Source organism: Streptomyces sp. 71268, from assembly GCF_029392895.1.
Classification (GTDB): domain Bacteria; phylum Actinomycetota; class Actinomycetes; order Streptomycetales; family Streptomycetaceae; genus Streptomyces.
The window spans coordinates 5277534-5297770 of the sequence record NZ_CP114200.1 but is presented as its reverse complement, the minus strand read 5'-3'; the positions used below and the strand labels follow the sequence as shown (position 1 = coordinate 5297770).

17 protein-coding genes are annotated in these 20237 nt (G+C 74.3%); 9 read left to right on the top strand and 8 right to left on the bottom strand.

Going from position 1 to position 20237, the window contains the following annotated elements; translation table 11 throughout:
• Nucleotides 1–727 precede the first annotated feature (727 nt).
• The 4 genes from OYE22_RS20910 to OYE22_RS20895 form a co-directional block, all read right to left on the bottom strand.
• Nucleotides 728–2056, bottom strand: a complete 1329-nt coding sequence (locus OYE22_RS20910) for a diguanylate cyclase (protein WP_277324241.1) — start codon at nucleotides 2054–2056, stop codon at nucleotides 728–730.
• Between the two features lie 281 nt (nucleotides 2057–2337).
• Nucleotides 2338–3132 carry an enoyl-CoA hydratase-related protein gene (locus OYE22_RS20905; RefSeq protein ID WP_187059782.1) on the bottom strand — a complete coding sequence of 265 codons (795 nt, stop codon included), beginning with the start codon at nucleotides 3130–3132 and terminating at the stop codon, nucleotides 2338–2340.
• 359 nt (nucleotides 3133–3491) lie between these two features.
• The gene (locus tag OYE22_RS20900) at nucleotides 3492–4742 is read right to left on the bottom strand and encodes an adenylate/guanylate cyclase domain-containing protein (RefSeq protein WP_277321834.1); all 1251 of its coding nucleotides are present in this window, start codon (nucleotides 4740–4742) and stop codon (nucleotides 3492–3494) included.
• Between the two features lie 382 nt (nucleotides 4743–5124).
• Nucleotides 5125–6114: a biotin--[acetyl-CoA-carboxylase] ligase gene (locus tag OYE22_RS20895; protein ID WP_277321833.1), complete on the bottom strand. Its 990-nt coding sequence runs from the start codon at nucleotides 6112–6114 to the stop codon at nucleotides 5125–5127.
• Between the two features lie 212 nt (nucleotides 6115–6326).
• Here OYE22_RS20895 and OYE22_RS20890 point away from each other — a divergent pair, with 212 nt between their 5' ends.
• The 4 genes from OYE22_RS20890 (at nucleotide 6327) to OYE22_RS20875 (ending at nucleotide 9105) form a co-directional block, all read left to right on the top strand.
• On the top strand, nucleotides 6327–7916 hold the full coding sequence (locus OYE22_RS20890) for an acyl-CoA carboxylase subunit beta (protein ID WP_277321832.1): 1590 nt from the start codon (nucleotides 6327–6329) through the stop codon (nucleotides 7914–7916).
• Between the two features lie 16 nt (nucleotides 7917–7932).
• The gene (locus OYE22_RS20885) at nucleotides 7933–8139 is read left to right on the top strand and encodes an acyl-CoA carboxylase epsilon subunit (protein ID WP_187060312.1); all 207 of its coding nucleotides are present in this window, start codon (nucleotides 7933–7935) and stop codon (nucleotides 8137–8139) included.
• A 97-nt stretch (nucleotides 8140–8236) separates the two neighbouring features.
• On the top strand, nucleotides 8237–8368 hold the full coding sequence (locus OYE22_RS20880) for a hypothetical protein (RefSeq protein ID WP_277321831.1): 132 nt from the start codon (nucleotides 8237–8239) through the stop codon (nucleotides 8366–8368).
• A gap of 101 nt (nucleotides 8369–8469) precedes the next feature.
• Nucleotides 8470–9105, top strand: a complete 636-nt coding sequence (locus OYE22_RS20875) for a nucleoside triphosphate pyrophosphatase (protein ID WP_277321830.1) — start codon at nucleotides 8470–8472, stop codon at nucleotides 9103–9105.
• An 82-nt stretch (nucleotides 9106–9187) separates the two neighbouring features.
• Here OYE22_RS20875 and OYE22_RS20870 read toward each other — a convergent pair whose 3' ends face one another.
• Nucleotides 9188–9646 carry a hypothetical protein gene (locus tag OYE22_RS20870; RefSeq protein ID WP_277321829.1) on the bottom strand — a complete coding sequence of 153 codons (459 nt, stop codon included), beginning with the start codon at nucleotides 9644–9646 and terminating at the stop codon, nucleotides 9188–9190.
• Between the two features lie 416 nt (nucleotides 9647–10062).
• Between OYE22_RS20870 and OYE22_RS20865 the strand changes: the two genes are divergently transcribed.
• Complete coding sequence (locus OYE22_RS20865; protein ID WP_277321828.1) at nucleotides 10063–11844, top strand: biotin carboxylase N-terminal domain-containing protein; 1782 nt, start codon at nucleotides 10063–10065, stop codon at nucleotides 11842–11844.
• 431 nt (nucleotides 11845–12275) lie between these two features.
• On the top strand, nucleotides 12276–12995 hold the full coding sequence (locus tag OYE22_RS20860) for a TetR/AcrR family transcriptional regulator (RefSeq protein ID WP_277321827.1): 720 nt from the start codon (nucleotides 12276–12278) through the stop codon (nucleotides 12993–12995).
• Nucleotides 12996–13174: 179 nt separating this feature from the next.
• Here the strand turns inward: OYE22_RS20860 and OYE22_RS20855 are convergent, their stop codons facing one another.
• Together OYE22_RS20855 and OYE22_RS20850 are read right to left on the bottom strand one after the other, a co-directional pair.
• Complete coding sequence (locus tag OYE22_RS20855) at nucleotides 13175–14191, bottom strand: DeoR/GlpR family DNA-binding transcription regulator (protein ID WP_277321826.1); 1017 nt, start codon at nucleotides 14189–14191, stop codon at nucleotides 13175–13177.
• A gap of 99 nt (nucleotides 14192–14290) precedes the next feature.
• On the bottom strand, nucleotides 14291–15730 hold the full coding sequence (locus OYE22_RS20850) for an NAD(P)H-quinone dehydrogenase (protein ID WP_176162052.1): 1440 nt from the start codon (nucleotides 15728–15730) through the stop codon (nucleotides 14291–14293).
• A 241-nt stretch (nucleotides 15731–15971) separates the two neighbouring features.
• Between OYE22_RS20850 and OYE22_RS20845 the strand changes: the two genes are divergently transcribed.
• From OYE22_RS20845 to OYE22_RS20835, 3 genes are all read left to right on the top strand, one after another.
• Nucleotides 15972–16409, top strand: coding sequence for a gamma-glutamylcyclotransferase (locus OYE22_RS20845; protein ID WP_176162053.1), 438 nt, complete (start codon nucleotides 15972–15974; stop codon nucleotides 16407–16409).
• A gap of 164 nt (nucleotides 16410–16573) precedes the next feature.
• Nucleotides 16574–17395, top strand: coding sequence for a purine-nucleoside phosphorylase (locus OYE22_RS20840; RefSeq protein ID WP_277324240.1), 822 nt, complete (start codon nucleotides 16574–16576; stop codon nucleotides 17393–17395).
• 242 nt (nucleotides 17396–17637) lie between these two features.
• Nucleotides 17638–19392 carry a phospho-sugar mutase gene (locus OYE22_RS20835; RefSeq protein ID WP_277321825.1) on the top strand — a complete coding sequence of 585 codons (1755 nt, stop codon included), beginning with the start codon at nucleotides 17638–17640 and terminating at the stop codon, nucleotides 19390–19392.
• An 83-nt stretch (nucleotides 19393–19475) separates the two neighbouring features.
• Here OYE22_RS20835 and OYE22_RS20830 read toward each other — a convergent pair whose 3' ends face one another.
• Complete coding sequence (locus tag OYE22_RS20830; protein WP_277324239.1) at nucleotides 19476–20048, bottom strand: PH domain-containing protein; 573 nt, start codon at nucleotides 20046–20048, stop codon at nucleotides 19476–19478.
• Between the last annotated feature and the right edge of the window lie 189 nt (nucleotides 20049–20237).

The window sequence follows — 20237 nt, the reverse complement described above, 5'->3', positions numbered from 1 at the left end:
CGACCGCCAACTCCCCCACTATCGCGGCCCGGTGTGCGGCTGACGACCGGTTCGACCGTTGCCAGTCACATCGGCGACACCCCGTCGCCACCTCCGGCGACGGGGCGCCGCCGCGCGGGGTGTCGCCCCGCCTGGCGACGGGTGCGGGACGGTGTCGCCGATTCCCCGCGCACCCCCCGTCGCCCCTTGCCGCAACTCCCCGCCGCCGGTCGACAGTGAGCCCCACCGGCCAGTACCGACCCGAGGAGGAGCCATCACCAGCACCCACCCACCCAGCCGCCGCCCCCACGACGGCGAGGAGGCGCCACCGCCCGGCCGGCCCCGCCGGTGGCGGCGGCTGACCCGCCGCCTCGCGCTCCAGGCCCTGGCCGGCGCGGCGAGCGCGGGAGGCTCGGCGCTCGTCACCCTGCTGATCGTCTGGGCACAACGCCGCTGAGCCCCGGGCGAGCACCCCCACCGAGCCCGGCCGCCGCCCGCGTCAGGGCTCCCGGGGGCCGTACCGCCCCGGCCGACGCGCGGGGACTCGGCCGGCGGCGTACGAACGACGTCGGCCGGCGCACCGCGCCAACCGGGCCAGCCGTCACGCGCGGGAGCTGTCCCCACGGCGTACGAGCGATGTCGGCCGGCGTCCGGCGCGCCGCACGCCACACCAACCGGGCCGAGTCGCACCCGGACCCGCCACGCGCCCGCAGGCGGCGGTGAACCCGCCACATGCTCGCGCCCCCGCTCACCGCCGCCCGCGGCCTCCCGCCAGCCCGCCGCCGGGCACGCCACCGCCGCCGGACAGGCCACCGCCGGGGCCGTTGCCGGCGCCCGGGGAGCCGGGGGCGCCGGGCGTGCCGCCCGGGGCGCCGCCGGGCTGGGGGGCGGCCTTGCCACGGGAGGCGCCGTTGCCGCGGCCCCGGCCGCGGATGCGGCGGCGGTCCGCGGTGGGGGCCGGGGCGTCGGCGAGCCGGACCACCGGGTCCTTGGTGCCGCCGTCGCGACCGGCGACCACCGGGCGGTCCGCGTGGGCGGCCTTCGCGCGGTACTGGGCCGCGTCCGCCAGCCGGAACAGCCGGCGCGCCGAGCGCACCGGGCCGATCGGGTCGCCGGTGGACGCCACGCCGCAGGCCACGCCCTCGCCCAGTTCGAGGGCGCCCGCCCGGCGGCACAGCTCGTCGGCGATCGCCACCACCTCGTCCGCCGGCGGGCCGACCGCGAGCAGGCAGAACTCGTCGCCGCCGAGCCGGGCCGCCAGCGCCCCCGGCAGCATCGCCCCACACACCGAGAGCACCGAGCCGAATCGTTCCAGCAACCGGTCGCCCGTCTCGTGGCCGAGCGAGTCGTTGACTCGCTTGAGCCCGTTGAGGTCGCACACCACCAGGCTCACCACCGCGCCCTGCCGGGTGTGCGCCTCCAGCGCCTCGTCAAGGCGCATGTCCACCGCGCGCCGGTTGGCCAGCCCGGTCAGCGGGTCGGTGAAGGCCAGCCGGTGAGCCTCCTCAAGCCGCTCGCTCTGGGCGATCCCGGCGGCCGTGACCGACGCCAGCACGGTGGCGAAGTCGGCGTCGGCCCGGTCGAACGCCGGCCGCCCCGGGGGCCGCGCCACGTACAGCTCGCCCCACGCCCGCCCGCGCAGCACGATCGGCGCCACCACGCAGCAGCCCCGGCCGCGCCGCCGCAGCGCCGCCACCCGCCCGGACCGCGCCCCGCCACGGCGCCCACCACCCGCGCCGGCCGCACCGGCCGCCGCCTCGCCCGAGGCCGCGCCGGCCGCCACCTCGTCCGTGGCCACCTCGCCCGACGCCGTCTCCACCCAGGCGCGCGGCTCGCCGCCGTTGATCCACCGCTCGTGCAGGAACTCCGTGATCTCCGGGAAGTCGTGCACCGGGTACGCCTCGTCCACCGGGAACTGCTCCTCGCCCGGGGCCAGCTCCCCCACGTTGACCAGCACCCGCAGCCGCCCCAGCTCGCGCTCCCACACGCAGATCGCGGCGAACGACCCCTCAAGGGCAGCCAGTGCGCTCAGCGCGGCGGCGCGCATCGACTCCCGTGCCGTGTGCGCGGCCGCCATCGCCTGCGCGAGCTCCACCACGGCAGCCAGCCTCGCATCGCCCCGGTCCGTCACACACGCCTCGCATTCCGTCACTGTCCGCACATGCCTGCACCTCAGCGTAAGAATGTTCGGCAATTTTCGCTTGCGGCAGGTTTAGACGCGGAAGAGAGGCCCATGCCGGCGCCACTCTCCCGCCCCCGGAGTCTCGGTCAACGCGGAAGGACGGTCAACGCTGCTCGCCCGTAACCTCCCGCATCCATACCAACCGGACCCCCGTCACGCCGCCCGCGCCAGCCCGCTCACTCACCCGGCCATCGCGGCGTCCGCTTCTCGTTGAACGCCGCCACGCCCTCGGCCCGGTCGCCGGAGAAGGCCACCGACCGCCACGCCGCGTCCTCGACCTCAAGCCCGGCCCGCAGGTCGAGGCCCTGGCCCAGGCGCAGCGCCCGCTTGGCCGCCCGCAGCCCCACCGGCGAGTGGGCGGCGATCCGGCCGGCCAGCTCAAGCGCCGCGGTCCGGGCCTCGCCCGCGTCCACGAGCTGGTCCACGAGGCCGAGTTCGCGCGCCTCGTCGGCGGCGACCCGGCGCGCCGAGAACACCAGCTCGGCGGCGCGCGCCGCGCCCACCCGGCGCGGCAACAACTGGGTACCCCCACCGCCGGGAATCACGCCCACGGACACCTCGGGCAGCGCCACCACGGCCGTCCGGTCGGCCACGATCACGTCGCACGACAGGGCCAGCTCGAACCCGCCGCCCAGCGCGTAACCGTGCACCGCGGCGATGGCCGGGACCGGCAGCTCAAGGACGCCGGTGTACGCGCCGCGCGCCACCGGCCGCTGCCGGCCCAGGTCGGCGTCGCTGAACGAGTTGCGCTCCTTCAGGTCGGCGCCCACGCAGAACGCGCGCTCGTGCGTCGAGGTCAGCACCACGGCCCGCACGTCCCGGTCCGCGCCGAGCGCGGCGCACGCCGCCGCGATGGAGCGGGCCATCTCCGTCGAGACCGCGTTCATGGCCTGCGGCCGGTCGAGCACCAGCTCGGCCACGAAGCCGTCCCGTCGCACGGCCACCCACTCACCGAACCGCTGCTCCGCCATCACGCCACCCTCCCGGTTAACGATCGTGAACCTGCCGTCGGATCATCGCAGCCCCACCCGCACCCCCGCTACCTCCCGCCCCCACCGACCGACCGTCCGACCGTCTGACCGACGACCGGAAGAGCGCGGAGAGGAAGGCGGGTGCTGAGCGGGTCGGGTGCGGGTCGGTCCGCGACCTCGGCGTACGACAACGCCACCGGTGTACGGAATGGGCGTACGACACGCCCCTGGTGTACGGAATCCGCATACGGCACGGCCCCGCGCCCCCGACCCCGGAAGCAGCGCGGCGCCGGTGCCGGAGGGGCAGCGGCGCCGGGCGCGGGGGCGGGGGCCCGGGGCAGGGCGGGGCCGGGGCGGGGTCAGGGGCGGCGGGTGAGGAGCCAGGGTTCGACGACGCCGAGTCCACGGACGGCGCGCTGCCACATGGGCTGGAGCGCGAACCGGTACTTCACGGACTCGCCCTCCTTCTCGGCCGCCGCGGCCTCCGCCTCGGAGCGCGGCGCGTCGCCGGTGCGCGACAACTCGTCCGCGAGGGCGCCGTCCACGAGCACGGCGTCCTTCGGTGCTATCGATGTCAGCCGGCTCGCCAGGTTGACCGTCGTACCGAACACGTCGCCCATCCGCGTCGTCACCGACCCGAAGGCGAGCCCCACCCGCAGCGCCGGCATCGTCTCGTCGTGCGACATCGTCTCGATGAGCCGCAGCCCGATCTCCGCCGCGACGCCCGCGTCGTCGGCCGCGTACAGCACCTCGTCGCCCAGCGTCTTGATGAGCCGTCCGCCGTGCGCCGCCACCAGGTCGGCCGCCGTGGTCTCGAACGCCTCGACCAGCTCGCCCAGCTCCTCCTCCTCAAGGCGCCGGGTCAGTCGCGTGAACCCGACCAGGTCGGCGAAGCCGACGGCCAGCCGGCGGTTGACCATCTCCGCGTCGTCCTGCGCCTGCACCACGCGCCCGGTGGCCGCCGCCAACTGGCGTCGCCACACGTAGACGATGAACTCCTCCAACTCCGGCAGGAGGAGTTCGACCAGCGGGTACGCGATCTCGGTCCGGGTCATCCCCGGCTCCTGCGGCTCGGTGAGCCCCTCCAGGAAGGAGTCGATCTGCCAGTCGGCGAGCCGCGCCGTGGTCTGCCCGGTCGAGCGGGCGACCTGCACCGCCATCGGCTCGCTCAGCAGCCCGGCCTCGACCAGGCCCGCGAGCCGGCGCAGCGCCAGCACGTCCGCCTCGGTGAGCGCCTTGGCCTGGCCGATGTCCGCGAACCCCATGGCCCGCCAGAAGCGGGAGGCCAGCTCCATCGAGACACCGGCGCTGCGGGCCGCCTGGAAGGGCGTGTACCGCCGCTCGGCGCCCAGGATGAGCTGCTCCAGCTTGAGCGCGATCGGGTCGTCCTCGACGGCGGCGGCCCGCTCGGCCGCCGCGTTGCGGTCGTGTCCGGCGCCGGGGTCGGTCGGGGACGGGGGCGCCCCGTCCTCTTCCGCCCCCGCCTCCTCGACGGCGTCCGCCGGGTCGGCGGGGCGCTCGGCGCCCGAGGCGGCCCGCGCCGCGTCCGGCGCGGTGCGCGGAGGGTGTGGGGGAGCCGGTTCACCGGCACCCGAGTCGTCGACGCTCACCGGCGTACCCCTGTCCGTGGCGTGGTCGCCCTGGGCGAGGAGGCCCCAATCCCTGTCCGGTCCCTGCGCACTGCCCTTCCGTTCTTCCGCTCGCCCGTGACGCCCCGCCCGCCCTCGCGCGCGACGCCCCGCGCACCACCGCGCGCACACTCGAAGCCCACGCGGATACCGCACGCACCACCGGTCACCGACCGTGTGCTGCCGATCGTGCCCGGTGCCACGGGCGGCACGCGTCGCTCGGCGCCCCCGGAACACCGGGCGGCGGCAGCGCCCCAGCCCGGCCGCCTACGCGACCACGGCCGGCGGGCACCGCCCCCGCTCCCGTCCCACCAGCGGGCCAGCCGGACGGACCAGCACAACGATACGACAGGTGTGCCGTAGCTCACTCTCCCGTCGAAGCAGGACGCAGGTGGACGATGTCCCCGGCGGACACCGCTTCCCGGCCCCCGCCCTCGGTCTCGATGACCAGCCGGCCGTACCCGTCGATGGCCACGGCCTGGCCGACGCACTCCCGCTCGCCCGGCAGCATGGCCCGCACGGACCGGCCGAGGGTGGCGCAGCCGGCCGCGTACGCCTCCTGAAGCCGACAGGCCGTCGGATCGCCGTCGGCCTCCCGCCACCTCCCGTACCACTCCTCGAACGAGCGCAGCACGGCCCGCAACAACGGGTCGCGGTCCACCTCCTTGGCGCCGGCCAGGGTGAGCGAGCCCGCGCCGGGCACGGGCAGCTCGGCGGCGCGCAGCGAGACGTTGAGCCCGACGCCGACCACGACGCCGGCGCCGTCGGCCTCGTCCGCGCCGGCGACGTGCGCCCCGCGCGCGTCGGTGCGCGAGTCGACGCCCGGCTCGGCCCCGGCGCCGTTCGCGCCGGCGGTGTGCGCCATGGTGCGCTCGGCGAGGATCCCGCCGAGCTTGCGCTCCTCCCCGTGCACCGTGACCAGCAGGTCGTTGGGCCACTTGAGGGCCGTGTCCACACCGGCGGTACGGGACAGGGCGCTGGCCGTGGCGACGCCGGCCAGCAGCGGCAGCCAGCCCCACCGCTCGGCCGGCACCGACGGGCCGGGCTGGAGCAACACGGAGAAGAAGAGGCCGGAGCGCGGCGGCGCGCTCCAGCCCCGGTCGAGCCGGCCGCGGCCGGCCGTCTGCTCCTCGGCGATCAGGATCTGCCCCTCGCCGGCGCCGGCCGCGGCGCGGGCGACGAGGTCGGTGTTGGTGGAGCCGGTCCTGGGCAGCACGTCGAGCGCGGTCCACAGGCCGCCGGGGCGCAGCAGCGACCGGCGCAGCGCGGACTCGTTGAGGGGCGGCCGGTCGAGGTCGGACCAGCGTTCGCCGCCGGAGAAGCGTGGGGTCTGTGGGGCATCAGATGAGGTCATGCGGCCAGCCTAGAAGCGGAGGGCGCGTGATCCGTGGACGTCACACCCGGTCGAAACGGTGCGATCCACAGCCCGCCGGTGTGGCCAACGACGCACCGCCGGAGCGCGGTCACGCCGATACCCTACGACTCGGTAGCCAAGCCGACCCGCGCGGCACGAGCAGGGAGCGCGGGTGGCCCACACCCCCGAGGACGAGCAGGAGCCGCATCCCGATGTCCGAGCCGGAATACGACATCCACACCACCGCGGGGAAGCTCGCGGACTTCCAGCGCCGCGTGCAGGAGGCCACCCACGCGGGCTCCGCCCGGGCGGTGGAGAAGCAGCACGCCAAGGGCAAGCTCACCGCGCGCGAGCGGATCGACCTGCTGCTGGACGAGGGGTCGTTCGCCGAGCTGGACGAGTTCGCGCGGCACCGCTCGACGAACTTCGGCATCGAGAAGAACCGCCCGTACGGTGACGGCGTGGTCACCGGGTACGGCACCGTGGACGGGCGCCCGGTGTGCGTGTACTCGCAGGACTTCACCATCTTCGGCGGCTCGCTGGGCGAGGTCTACGGCGAGAAGATCGTCAAGGTGATGGACTTCGCGCTCAAGCACGGGTGCCCGGTCATCGGCATCAACGACGGCGGCGGCGCGCGCATCCAGGAGGGCGTGGTGGCGCTCGGCCTGTTCGCCGAGATCTTCCGCCGCAACGTGCACGGCTCGGGCGTCATCCCGCAGATCAGCCTCATCGTCGGCCCGTGCGCCGGCGGCGCGGTGTACTCGCCCGCGATCACGGACTTCACCGTGATGGTCGACCAGACCTCGCACATGTTCATCACCGGCCCCGACGTGATCAAGACCGTCACCGGCGAGGACGTGGGCTTCGAGGAGCTGGGCGGCGCCCGTACGCACAACACCACCTCGGGCGTGGCGCACCACATGGCGGGCGACGAGAAGGACGCCATCGAGTACATCAAGGCTCTCCTGTCCTACCTGCCCTCCAACAACCTCTCCGAGCCGCCCGTCTTCCCGGAGGAGGCCGACCTCGAGGTCACGCCGGAGGACCTGGAGCTCGACACGCTGATCCCGGACTCGGCGAACCAGCCGTACGACATGCACCAGGCCATCGAGCACGTGCTCGACGACGCGGAGTTCCTGGAGACGCAGGCGCTGTTCGCGCCCAACATCATCACCGGCTTCGGCCGCGTCGAGGGCCACCCGGTGGGCATCGTGGCCAACCAGCCGCTCCAGTTCGCGGGGTGCCTGGACATCGACGCGTCCGAGAAGGCCGCCCGCTTCGTGCGCACCTGCGACGCCTTCAACGTGCCGGTGCTCACCTTCGTGGACGTGCCCGGCTTCCTGCCCGGCGTGGACCAGGAGTACAGCGGCATCATCCGGCGCGGCGCCAAGCTGATCTACGCGTACGCGGAGGCCACCGTTCCGCTGATCACGGTCATCACCCGCAAGGCGTTCGGCGGGGCGTACGACGTGATGGGCTCCAAGCATCTGGGCGCGGACCTCAACCTGGCCTGGCCCACGGCGCAGATCGCGGTCATGGGCGCACAGGGCGCGGTCAACATCCTGCACCGGCGCACCATTGCCGCCGCCGAGACCCCCGAGCGCGCCGAGGAACTGCGCAAGGAACTCATCGCCGATTACGAGGACGCCCTGCTGAATCCGTATGTCGCGGCCGAACGGGGGTATGTGGACGCTGTGATCATGCCGTCGGAGACCCGTCGCCACATCGTCCGCGGCCTGCGCACACTGCGGAACAAGCGCGAGTCCCTGCCGCCGAAGAAGCACGGCAACATCCCGCTGTAGGAGGGCCGTTGACATGGTGATCAAGGTTGTACGGGGTAACCCGACCCCCGAGGAGCTCGCCGCCGCCCTGGCGGTGGTCCGGGCCCGCGCGGCAGCGCGCGGCGCCGCCGCGTCCGACGGCGAGGCCCCACAGGAGTGGTCCGACCCGGCCCGCACCGTCCCCGGCCGCCGGCTGCCCCACCCGGGGCCGAAGGCGTGGCGCACGGCCTTCTGGCCGGCCTGACCCACCCGTAAACCGCCAGAAAACCAGCACGGCACGGTCCGGCGCCTGAGTACCCGTACTCAGGCGCCGGCCGCTTTTCCGGCGCACGATGTTCCGCATGTTGTGGTCCGACCCGCCCGATGAACCACCCGATGAACTCCGGGTGACGGAGTCCATGGTGCGCCGGGCGGGCACTGTCCTCGCGGTCGCCACGGTCGTCCTGATGCTCATCATCAGCCTCAGCGCCTGAACCGCCCGCCCCCACTCCCCCCACTCCCCCCGTACGACCCTCCTCCCCCCAACCCCCCGGCCCGCCGTGGCCCCCGCGCCGCCCCCTCTTACGATGGCCGCATGAACGCCCACCACGCCGACCGCACCGGCCCCCGACGCCTCATCCTCGCCTCGCAGTCGCCCGCCCGACTCGGCCTGCTCCGCCAGGCGGGGCTGGCCCCCGAGGTGATCGTCAGCGGCGTGGACGAGGACGCGCTCAGCGCCGACTCGCCCGCGCGCCTGGCACTGGTGCTCGCCGAGGCCAAGGCGCGCGCCGTGGCCGAGCGCCCGGCGGCGGCCGACGCGCTCGTCGTCGGCTGCGACTCGGTCCTCGAACTGGACGGACAGGCACTCGGCAAGCCGGCCGACGCCGAGGAGGCCACCGCGCGCTGGAAGGCGATGCGGGGCCGCTCCGGCGTGCTCCAGACCGGCCACTGCGTCATCGACACCGCGACCGGCGCGCAGGCCAGCGCCACGGCCTCGACCACCGTCCGCTTCGGGCAACCGGAGGACGCGGAGATCGCGGCGTACGTGGCCAGCGGCGAACCCCTGTACGTGGCGGGCGCGTTCACGCTCGACGGCCGCTCGGCGCCGTTCATCGACGGCATCGACGGGGACCCGGGCAACGTGATCGGCCTGTCGCTGCCGCTGCTGCGCCGCCTGCTGGCCGAACTGGGCACCGGCATCACCGACTTGTGGCAGCCGCCGACCCGCTGAGCCCGGCCGCCCGTACGCCGTGACCCGCGCCCCGGCGCGCGGGCACGGCGGCGCGCCGATGTCGTGCGCCGACGCCGTGCGGCTACGCGTTCGTGGACGGCGCGGGGCCGACCGGAGGCGCCTCTCCGCCGCCCGGGCGCGCGCCGTCGCGCTCCTCGTCGTAACTGAAGAGGCTGAGCACGATCAGGCCGAGCACGACCATCATGAACGCGAAGGCGGGCCAGCCGACCAGGCCGACCGCGAAGGCGCCCAGCAGGCCGTGGGTGACCGCGCAGGTGATGAGCAGGACGCGGGCGAAGCGACCGGGCGGCAGGTCCCGCACGGCCATCCGCAGCAACGCCACGCCGCAGCCGACCAGGTAGAGCCCGATGAGCCCGCCCGCGATCCAGGTGGCGACGGTCATCGCGCCGGGGTCCAGGTCGGCGAGGGACATGTCCTGGTGGTCCACGACCAGCCCCAGGACCCAGTTGAGCAGCGCGATGACGACCGCCTCGACCATCAGCACCACAGCCGCCACAGCGGCCACCGTTCTGCGCGCCACCCACGTCACCTCTTCCGTGCCGCCCGGACCGTTACCCCCGGTACGCCGTCTCGCGGAACGCTACTAACGGGTAAGGCGCCCCGACAAGGGGCCTGCACCGGTGGCGTGACCGGCGCGCGCCGTAAACCTCCGCGCCATCAGGCACGGACGACGAGAAGGCAAAGTTTCCGCCCCGCGTTAGTAGATTCCCCACAAAGAATCCCGGTCCCCCGCCGGGGCGTCCAGGCGAGACCTTGCCCACACGCGGAAGCGCTCCGGTAGTCGCGAAAGCGGGGCGTACCGTGGTGCATCGGGGGATGTGGTCCCTCTGCGGGGACCTGGTGCGTGCACTCTGTGGTCAAGCTCACTCTCGGAGGCTTCTCGGCGCACAGTGTTGCCTGTACCTAAACTCTGCTTGTTTCAAGGAGGGAGCCATCGTGCGCAAGGTGCTCATCGCCAACCGTGGCGAAATCGCTGTCCGTGTTGCCCGTGCTTGTCGGGATGCCGGGATCGGGAGTGTGGCGGTGTACGCGGACCCGGATCGGGACGCGTTGCATGTGCGGGTTGCTGATGAGGCGTACGCGTTGGGTGGTGACACTCCGGCCACCAGTTACCTGGACATGGGCAAGGTGCTGGCCGCGGCGGCCGAGTCCGGCGCGGACGCGGTCCACCCCGGTTACGGCTTCCTGTCGGAGAACGCGGACTTCGCCCAGGCCGTACTGGACGCGGGGCTGACCTGGATCGGCCCGCCCCCGCAGGCCATCCGGGACCTGGGCGACAAGGTCGCGGCCCGCCACATCGCCCAACGCGCCGGCGCCCCCCTGGTGGCTGGTACCCCCGACCCGGTCTCTGGCGCGGAGGAGGTCGTGGCCTTCGCGCGTGAACACGGCCTCCCGATCGCGATCAAGGCGGCCTTCGGCGGCGGCGGACGCGGGTTGAAGGTGGCCCGCTCGCTGGAGGAGGTCGCCGAACTCTACGACTCGGCCGTGCGTGAGGCGGTGGCCGCTTTCGGGCGGGGTGAGTGCTTCGTGGAGCGGTACCTGGATCGGCCGCGGCATGTGGAGACCCAGTGTCTGGCCGACCAGCACGGCAACGTGGTCGTGGTCTCCACCCGCGACTGCTCCCTCCAGCGCCGCCACCAGAAGCTGGTCGAGGAAGCCCCCGCCCCGTTCCTTACTGCGGAGCAGAACGCGGAGTTGTACCGGGCGTCGAAGGCGATCTTGCGTGAGGCCGGGTACGTGGGCGCGGGCACGTGTGAGTTCCTGGTGGGTCAGGACGGCACGATCTCCTTCCTTGAGGTCAACACCCGTCTGCAGGTGGAGCACCCGGTGACCGAGGAGGTCACCGGTCTTGACCTGGTGCGGGAGATGTTCCGGATCGCCGATGGCGAGGAGTTGGGGTATGACGACCCGCCGGTGCGGGGTCATTCCTTTGAGTTCCGGATCAATGGTGAGGACCCGGGTCGTGGGTTCTTGCCGGCGCCGGGGACGGTGACGCGGTTCGCGGGGCCTTCGGGGCCTGGGGTGCGGTTGGATGCTGGTGTGGAGTCGGGGTCGGTGATCGGTCCGGCCTGGGACTCGTTGTTGGCGAAGTTGATCGTCACGGGTGCTACGCGGCGGCAGGCGTTGGAGCGGGCCGCGCGGGCGTTGGAGGAGTTCGAGGTCGAGGGGATGGCGACCGCGCTGCCCTTCCACCGCGCGGTGGTCGCCGACCCGGCGTTCGCTCCCGAGCGCTCGGGCTCGACCGAGGCGTTCGCGGTGCATACGCGGTGGATCGAGACGGAGTTCGTCAACGACATCAAGCCCTTCACCCCCGGCGAGAGCGCTGGTGAGGACGGTGAGGGCGAGGGCGCCGGTCGCGAGACCGTGGTCGTCGAGGTCGGTGGCAAGCGCCTTGAGGTCTCCCTCCCCGCATCCCTCGGCTTCGCCCCGGCAACCGCCAGCGGTGGCCAGGCCAAGAAGCCCAAGCGCAAGGCCGCCAAGAAGTCCGGCTCCGCCGCCTCGGGTGACGCGCTGGCCTCCCCGATGCAGGGCACCATCGTCAAGGTCGCCGTCGAGGAGGGTCAGGTCGTCGAGGAGGGCGAACTGGTCGTCGTGCTTGAGGCGATGAAGATGGAGCAGCCGCTCAACGCCCACCGCGCCGGCACCGTCAAGGACCTCACCGCGGAGGTCGGCGGCTCCGTTTCGGCCGGCGCGGTCATCTGCGAGATCAAGGACTGAGTGCGGGCTGAGCGCGCTGTTCCCAGCCGTATCAAGCCATATCGAGCAGCGCGGGGCGTAGTCCCCCGCCGCACGCGGGCGCGGGCCCCGGCCAGGATCACCCTGGCCGGGGCCCGCGCCGTTTTCCCGCCACGCCCTCTGCCCGCGTGCAACACTGCGACATCACCCGAACCAGTGGCACGGCGGGCTCGCCGGCATCCGACGACCGTCAGGGCGCGCGCCCGACCAGTGCGATGCTGGAGGCAGGGTCATGCCGGGCGGCGCGCCGCTTAGCGGGATGCGTGGACGGCGCACGCCGGCGCGACGCCGCCGACGGGGGGCCGGCGCGTCGCCCACCACGGGCCACGGCGCGGCAGGGCATGACGGGACGCACGGACGGACGGCGTCGCCGCCGCCACAGGGCGCGCGGTGCGGTCCACGGGAGGGCCATGATGGCGAGCGGAACGGCGGGGGTCACCGAGGGGCGGCCGAGGCGCGCCGACGCGCGGCGCAACTACGAGCGCCTGCTGACCGAGGCGCGTACGGCGTTCACCGAGCGCGGCACCGACGCCTCGCTGGAGGAGATCGCGCGGCGGGCCGGCGTCGGCATCGGCACCCTCTACCGTCACTTCCCGCACCGCACGGCGCTGATGAGCGCGATCTTCGAGGACGAGGTCGAGGCGCTGCTCGCGCGCTCCCGCGAACTCCTGGCCGCGCCCCAGCCGTGCGTCGCGCTCCTGGAGTGGCTGCGGGCCATCGTCACGCACGCCAGCACCTACCGGGGCCTGTCCCGGGCGCTGATGGCCGCGCACAGCGACGACGGCTCGGCCATGTCGCGGTGCAGTATGCCGATGCTCGCGGCCGGCAGCGAACTCCTGGACCGGGCCCAGCGGGCCGGCGCCGTACGGGCGGGGGTGGACATCGCGGACCTGATGCAGTTGACCAACGCCATCGCGCTCGCCGTCGAGCAGTCCCCCGACGACCCGGAGCTGGCCGACCGATTGCTGACCCTCACCCTCCAGGGGCTGCGCGCCCGACCCACTGAGCCGAGCCAGCCGCCGCGCGGCGGCGAAGCCCCCCAGGTCGGCGACGCCCCTGGGGCTGGCGACGCCCCCGAGGTCGGCAAGGCCCCTGGGGCCAGCGAAGCCCCCGAGGCCGGCGACACCGCGTAACGCGCCCGTACGCGCCACGCCCCACCCCGCCCCGGGTCGCGACCGACCCACCGGCCGGGTCGCCGAGGACCGGCCGGCGCGGACGCGCACGCGCCCTCGGGCCGGCGCGCGGTGTGCGTCGGCCCGAGGGCGCGTGCGTGCGGACCCGGGCGGGGCTCCGTGCCCGGCCCGGGGCGTGCTCAGCGTCGGCGGGGTGCCAGGTCCGCGACCCGGCCGCCGAGTTGTTGGTCGGACAGGGACACCGGGCCCCGCAGCCCCGGGCCACCGGGTGCCGTGGGGGGATGCGTACGGCGCGGGCCCGGCAGCGGCATGTCGCGCCGCGCCGGCCGCCCCACGGTGGGGCCGCCGTCGGTGCGGCCCGGGCCGACGCCGGGGCCGGCGCCCTGGCCCTGCCCGGGGGCGGGGGCCTGCTGCCCCACGCCGGCGACGGTGATCTGCACCCCCTGGTCGGCGAGGGCCTGGAGTTCGGTGGCCGAGCGCTCGTCCCGGGTGAGCGGCTCGTTCGTCACCAGCCGCGTGATCACGTCCGTGGGCACGGTCTGGAACATGGTGTCGGTGCCCAGCTTCGAGTGGTCCGCGAGGACCACCACCTCGGCCGCCGCCTGCACCAGCGCCCGGTCCACGCTCGCCGAGAGCATGTTGGACGTGGACAGGCCGCGCTCGGCGGTGAGCCCGCTGCCGGAGATGAAGGCGCGCGAGACCCGCAGCCCCTGCAGGGACTGCTCGGCGCCGCTGCCCACCAGGGCGTAGTTGGAGCCACGGAGGGTGCCACCGGTCATGACGACCTCGACCCGGTTGGCGTGGGCCAGGGCCTGGGCGACGAGCAGGGAGTTGGTGACCACGGTCAGACCGGGGACGCGGGCGAGCCGGCGGGCCAGCTCCTGCGTCGTCGTCCCCGCGCCGACCACCACGGCCTCGCCCTCTTCGACGAGGCCGGCGGCGAGATCGGCGATGGCCGTCTTCTCCGCGGTTGCTAGATGGGACTTTTGCGGAAAGCCGGACTCCCTGGTGAAACCACCCGGCAATACCGCACCGCCATGCCGGCGGTCGAGCAGTCCTTCCGCCTCCAGCGCCCGCACGTCCCGCCGTACGGTCACTTCGGAGGTCTGGACGACACGGGCGAGCTCACGGAGCGAGACGGCTCCGTTCGCGCGCACCATTTCAAGGATCAATTGGCGACGTTCTGCAGCGAACACGAAACTGACAGTAACGCCAACGACCGTCTGCTTTCAGCCGGTTCCGCCAATTAGCAGAAGTTGTTCACTGCTGGGCAGCACAGGTGGTATAGGAGTGCGTTACAGCTCGTTTTGCGTCTTGCGGGTCTGGAGCTGGCGGGCCACCTCGGCGATCGAACCCGACAGCGAGGGGTAGACCGTGAAGGTGTTCGCGATCTGCGCGACCGTCAGGTTGTTGTCCACCGCGACCGAGATCGGGTGGATCAGCTCGCTCGCGCGCGGCGAGACCACCACGCCGCCGACCACGATGCCGGTGCCCGGCCGGCAGAACAGCTTGACGAAGCCGTCCCGGATGCCCTGCATCTTGGCCCGCGCGTTGCGCAGCAGCGGCAGCTTGACCACCCGGGCGTCGATCTTCCCGCTGTCCACGTCGGCCTGCGTGTACCCGACGGTGGCGATCTCCGGGTCGGTGAACACGTTCGCGGACACCGCCTTCAGGTTCAGCGGGGCCACCGGCTCGCCGAGGAAGTGGTACATCGCGATGCGCCCCTGCATGGCCGCGACCGAGGCCAGGGCGAAGATGCCGGTGCAGTCGCCGGCCGCGTACACGCCCGGCGCGCTCGTACGGGAGACCTTGTCGGTCCAGATGTGACCGGACTCCTTCAGCCTGACCCCGGCCTCCTCAAGGCCCATCCGCGCGGTGTTGGGGATGGAGCCGACCGCCATCAGGCAGTGCGTGCCGGAGATGACGCGCCCGTCGGCGAGCGTCACCTCGACCCGGTCGCCCACCCGCTTGGCGGACTGCGCGCGCGAGCGGGCCATCACGTTCATCCCACGGCGCCGGAAGACGTCCTCCAGGACGGCCGCCGCGTCCGGGTCCTCGCCCGGCAGCACCCGGTCGCGCGAGGAGACGAGGGTGACCTTGGAGCCGAGGGCCTGGTACGCGCCGGCGAACTCGGCGCCGGTGACGCCCGAGCCGACCACGATCAGCTCGGCGGGCAGCTCGTCGAGGTCGTAGACCTGGGTCCAGTTCAGGATGCGCTCGCCGTCCGGCAGCGCGTCCGGGATCTCGCGCGGGTGGGCGCCGGTGGCGATCAGCACCGCGTCGGCGGCGAGCGTCTCCTCCGTACCGTCGGCCGCCTGCACGGTCACCGTGCGCGAGCCGTCGGGCGCCTGCGCGGGCTCGATACGCCCGCGACCGCGCATGACCCGGGCACCGGCACGGGTGACGGAGGCGGTGATGTCGTGGGACTGGGCCAGCGCCAGTCGCTTGACCCGGCGGTTGACCTTGCCCAGATCCACGCCGACCACCCGGGCGGCCTGCTCCATCGGCGGCGTGTCGTCGGCGACGATGATGCCCAGCTCCTCGTACGAGGAGTCGAAGGTCGTCATCACCTCCGCCGTCGCGATCAGCGTCTTCGACGGCACGCAGTCGGTCAGCACCGAAGCGCCACCGAGACCGTCGCAGTCCACGACGGTCACGTCCGCTCCGAGCTGCGCCGCGACCAGCGCCGCCTCGTAGCCGCCAGGTCCGCCGCCAATGATCACGATCCGGGTCACTGAAGTTCGCCTCGCGTATTCGTCTCGGTCGGCCCGGGATGCCCGACCGCGCCGCGAAGGCGGCCGGTGTCACCGCCGGCCGGTCCGGGGGTCGCCCCCAGGGGGATGAGTTACGTGCCCCATTGTCCCGCACCCAACAAAACACCCGCCTGTCGGGGCCCTCCGGGCCGGCCGCGCGCGTCCGGGCTGCGCGGACGCCGTCACAGACGTCACCTCGCGGCTCTCCCGTACCCTCAAGGTCATGTCGCTCTACGCCGCGTACGCCGGCAACCTCGACGCGCGGCTGATGTCCCGCCGCGCCCCGCACTCGCCGCTGCGCGGCACCGGCTGGCTCTCCGGCTGGCGACTCACCTTCGGCGGCGAGCAGATGGGTTGGGAGGGGGCGCTGCCGACGCTGGTCGAAGTGCCCGGCTCGCAGGTCTTCGTCGCCCTCTACGACATCGCCCCGATGGACGAGGAGTCGCTGGACGGCTGGGAGGGCGTGGGGCTCGACATCTACCGCCGGGCGCGCATGCGGGTGCACACTCTGGACGGCGAGGAGAGCGCCTGGCTGTACGTGCTCAACGGGTACGAGGGCGGGCTGCCGTCGGCCCGCCATCTGGGGGAGATCGCGGACGCCGCGGAGTCGGCGGGCGCACCGCACGACTACGTGATGGAGCTGCGCAAGCGCCCCTGCTGAGCCCCCGCCCGGCCGGAGCAGTGTTACCGCAGGTCACAGCGGTTTCGTACGGGCCAGTAAGGACCGAACCAGGCCACTGGTCCGCACATCGTCGCAAACGCATCTACGCGCGTAGGGGATTACCGGTTACCCTCGTGCGCGTGAACGCATCAGCTTCTTCGGACATCCAGGGCGGCCCGCTCCACGCCGGCGGCCAGACCCCCTTCGCCGCCGCCGACGGCGCCGCCGCACGCCTGCGCGAGCTCACCGGCGCCGAGACCCACGACGTCGCGCTCGTCATGGGCTCCGGCTGGGTGCCCGCCACCGACGCGCTCGGCACCGCGGACCACGAGTTCCCGGTCACCGAGCTGCCCGGCTTCCCCGCCCCCGCCGTCGCCGGCCACGCCGGCACGGTCCGCTCGTACCGCATCGGCGACAAGCGCGCGCTGGTCTTCCTCGGCCGTACGCACTACTACGAGAGCCGGGACGTGGCCGCCGTGGCGCACGGCGTGCGCACCGCCGTCGCCGCGGGCTGCAAGACCGTCGTGCTCACCAACGGCTGCGGCGGGCTGCGGGTCGGGATGCGGGTCGGCCAGCCGGTGCTGATCAGCGACCACATCAACCTCACGGCGACCTCCCCCATCGTCGGCCCCAACTTCGTCGACCTCACCGACCTGTACTCGCCGCGGCTGCGCGCCCTGTGCCAGCAGGTCGACCCCTCGCTTGAGGAGGGCGTCTACGCCCAGTTCCCCGGGCCGCACTACGAGACGCCCGCCGAGATCGCGATGATCCGCACGATGGGCGCCGACCTGGTCGGCATGTCCACCACGCTGGAGGCCATCGCCGCCCGCGAGGCCGGCGCCGAGGTGCTCGGCATCTCGCTGGTGACCAACCTCGCCGCGGGCATGACCGGCGAGCCCCTCAACCACGAGGAGGTCCTCCAGGCCGGCCGCGACTCGGCCGCCCGGATGGGCAGCCTGCTGAGCCAGATGCTCGGCAAGCTCTGAGCGCACACCCCGGGCCCGGCCGGCTCGGGTCGGGCCCGCCCGCGGCGGACCCGCCCCAGGCGGCGGCTCGGGGGCGCGCGCCCGGGGCGGCCCGGGGCCGGGCCGGGCCCGGTGGCGTACCCGTACCGGCCGAGGCCGGCCGTTGCTCGTAGGCTCGCCCGCACGCGCCCTGTGGCGCCCCGAACCGGCGCCCGAGCCGGCATTTCGAAGGACGCGACCCCCACGCGAGAGGCGGAACCACCGTGCAGCACGAACTGATCGCCCAAGCCCGGGCCTGGCTGTCGGACGACCCCGACCCGGACACCCGGCAGGAGCTGACGGACCTCGTCGAGGCCGGGGCGGGCGACGAGCTGGCCGCGCGCTTCGCGGGCACGCTCCAGTTCGGCACCGCCGGGCTCCGCGCCGAACTGGGCGCCGGCCCGATGCGGATGAACCGCGCGGTGGTCATCCGGGCCGCCGCCGGCCTGGCCGGCTACCTGAACCGGCAACGCCCCGCGCGGGACGCCCAGGCCGACGGCGGCCAGCCCGGGCCGGGGCTGGTCGTCATCGGCTACGACGCCCGGCACCGCAGCGCCGACTTCGCCCGCGACACCGCCGCCGTCATGGTCGGCGCCGGGCTGCGCGCGGTGCTGCTGCCGCGCCCGCTGCCCACGCCCGTGCTCGCCTTCGCCATCCGGCACCTGGGCGCGGTCGCCGGCGTTGAGGTCACCGCGAGCCACAACCCGCCCCGTGACAACGGCTACAAGGTCTACCTCGGCGACGGCGTCGCCGGCACCGCCTCCCGTGGCGGCTCGCAGATCGTCCCGCCGGCCGACGCGGAGATCGCCGCCGAGATCGCCGCGGTCGCCGGCGTCCACGCGGTGCCCCGCCCCGACGCCGGCTGGGAGATCGCCGGCGAGGACGTCGTCGAGGCGTACCTGGAGCGCGCCACCAGCGTGCTGACCGAGGGCTCGCCGCGCGCGGTGCGCGTCGTCTACACGCCGCTGCACGGGGTCGGACGGGAAACCCTGACCGCCGCGTTCGCGCGCGCCGGCTTCCCGGCGCCCACCGTCGTCGCCGAGCAGGCCGAGCCCGACCCGGACTTCCCGACCGTCGCGTTCCCCAACCCGGAGGAGCCGGGCGCGATGGACCTCGCGTTCGCCACGGCCCGCGCGGCCGCCGCCGACGCCGCCCCCGACCTCGTCATCGCCAACGACCCGGACGCCGACCGCTGCGCCGTGGCCGTGCCCGCGCCCGAGGAGCCCGCGGGCTGGCGGATGCTGCGCGGCGACGAGGTCGGCGCGCTGCTCGCGGCGCACCTGGTGCGCACGGGCCGGGCTGGCCAGAGCGCGACCGACACCACCTTCGCCACCACCATCGTCTCCTCGTCGCTGCTGTCCCGGATCGCGGCCACCGCCGGCGTGCCGTACGCCGAGACGCTCACCGGCTTCAAGTGGCTGGCCCGCGTCGACGGCGTGCGCTACGCGTACGAGGAGGCGCTCGGCTACTGCGTGGACCCGGCCGGCGTGCGCGACAAGGACGGCATCACCGCCGCGCTGCTCGTGGCCGAGCTGGCGGCGGGGCTCAGGGCGGAGGGCCGGACGCTGGTCGACCTGCTGGACGAGCTGGCGCTCGCGCACGGCCTGCACGCGACCGACCAGCTCTCGGTGCGGGTCGAGGACCTGTCCGTGATCGCGGCGGCCATGGAGCGGCTGCGCGCGCAGCCGCCCACCGACCTCGCCGGGCTGCCGGTCACCTCGGCCCAGGACCTGTCCCAGGGCTCCGAGGCGCTGCCGCCCACCGACGGGCTGCGCTACCACCTGGCCGGCGGCGCGGGCTCCGGCGTCGAGTCGGCCCGGGTCATCGTGCGGCCGAGCGGCACCGAGCCCAAGCTCAAGTGCTACCTGGAGGTCGTCCTCCCGGTGGCCGCGCCCGACGCGCTCCCCGGGGCCCGCGCCCACGCGCGGGAGGTGCTGGCGGCCGTCAAGCGCGACCTGGCCACGGCGGCCGGCATCTGACGTTCGGGCCGGCGGTACGCCGTGGGGGCCGGCCCGGGTCGGGTGACTCGGGCCGGTCCCCACGCGTGCGCGTACGGCCGCGATCAGCCCGTGCTGGCCAGGACGATCAACAGCACCGCGCCCACCGCGGCCGGTGCCAGCACCTCCCACGCCCAGCGCGCGGTCGGCTGGCCCTGGGCGCTCGGCCGAGTGGCGTGCCGCTCGGCCAGCTCGCGGATGTCGTCGATGGCCTGGTCGGAGGGGGCGCGGCCGGAGTCGGCCAGCGTGTCGCCGCGCCGGACGCCCACCGGTGCGCGCCCGCTCACGTCCTCGGCGGCGGCGCGCGCCTGCTGCCGCGAGGCGCGCTTGCGCTGCCGCAGCGAGACCGGGATGGCCCAGAGCTGGTACTTCCGGCCGTCGGCCAGCACCTCGCTGCTGTAGCCGGCGCGGGCCCCCTCGACCGACTGCCAGGGCAGCGTGATCGTACGGAACGGGTTGCGCACCAGCAGCCGGTCCGCGCCCGCGAACACCGCGGGGCGCAGCGTGAACGCCACCACCAGCGGCACCACGAGGAGCAGCCCGGACAGGGACAGCCACGGTGTGCGTCCCTCGCCACGGACCAGCGCGTCGCCGCCGAGCCAGGCGCCGAGCACGAGCAGCAGCACGCCGGTGGCCATGGCGCCGGTGGAACGGTAGACCCGGTCCTCGTACACCTCCGCGTCCGCGCCCGCGTCCTGCGGCGGGGGTGCCGGGCGACCCGCCGGCCGGGCGCTCTGACCCGATCGGGTGGCGCCGCGCCCCGCGCCGGCCGCCCCGGACCCGGCGGTGGCACGGGGCGTCTTGGTCAGCCTGGTCCGCGCGGGCGA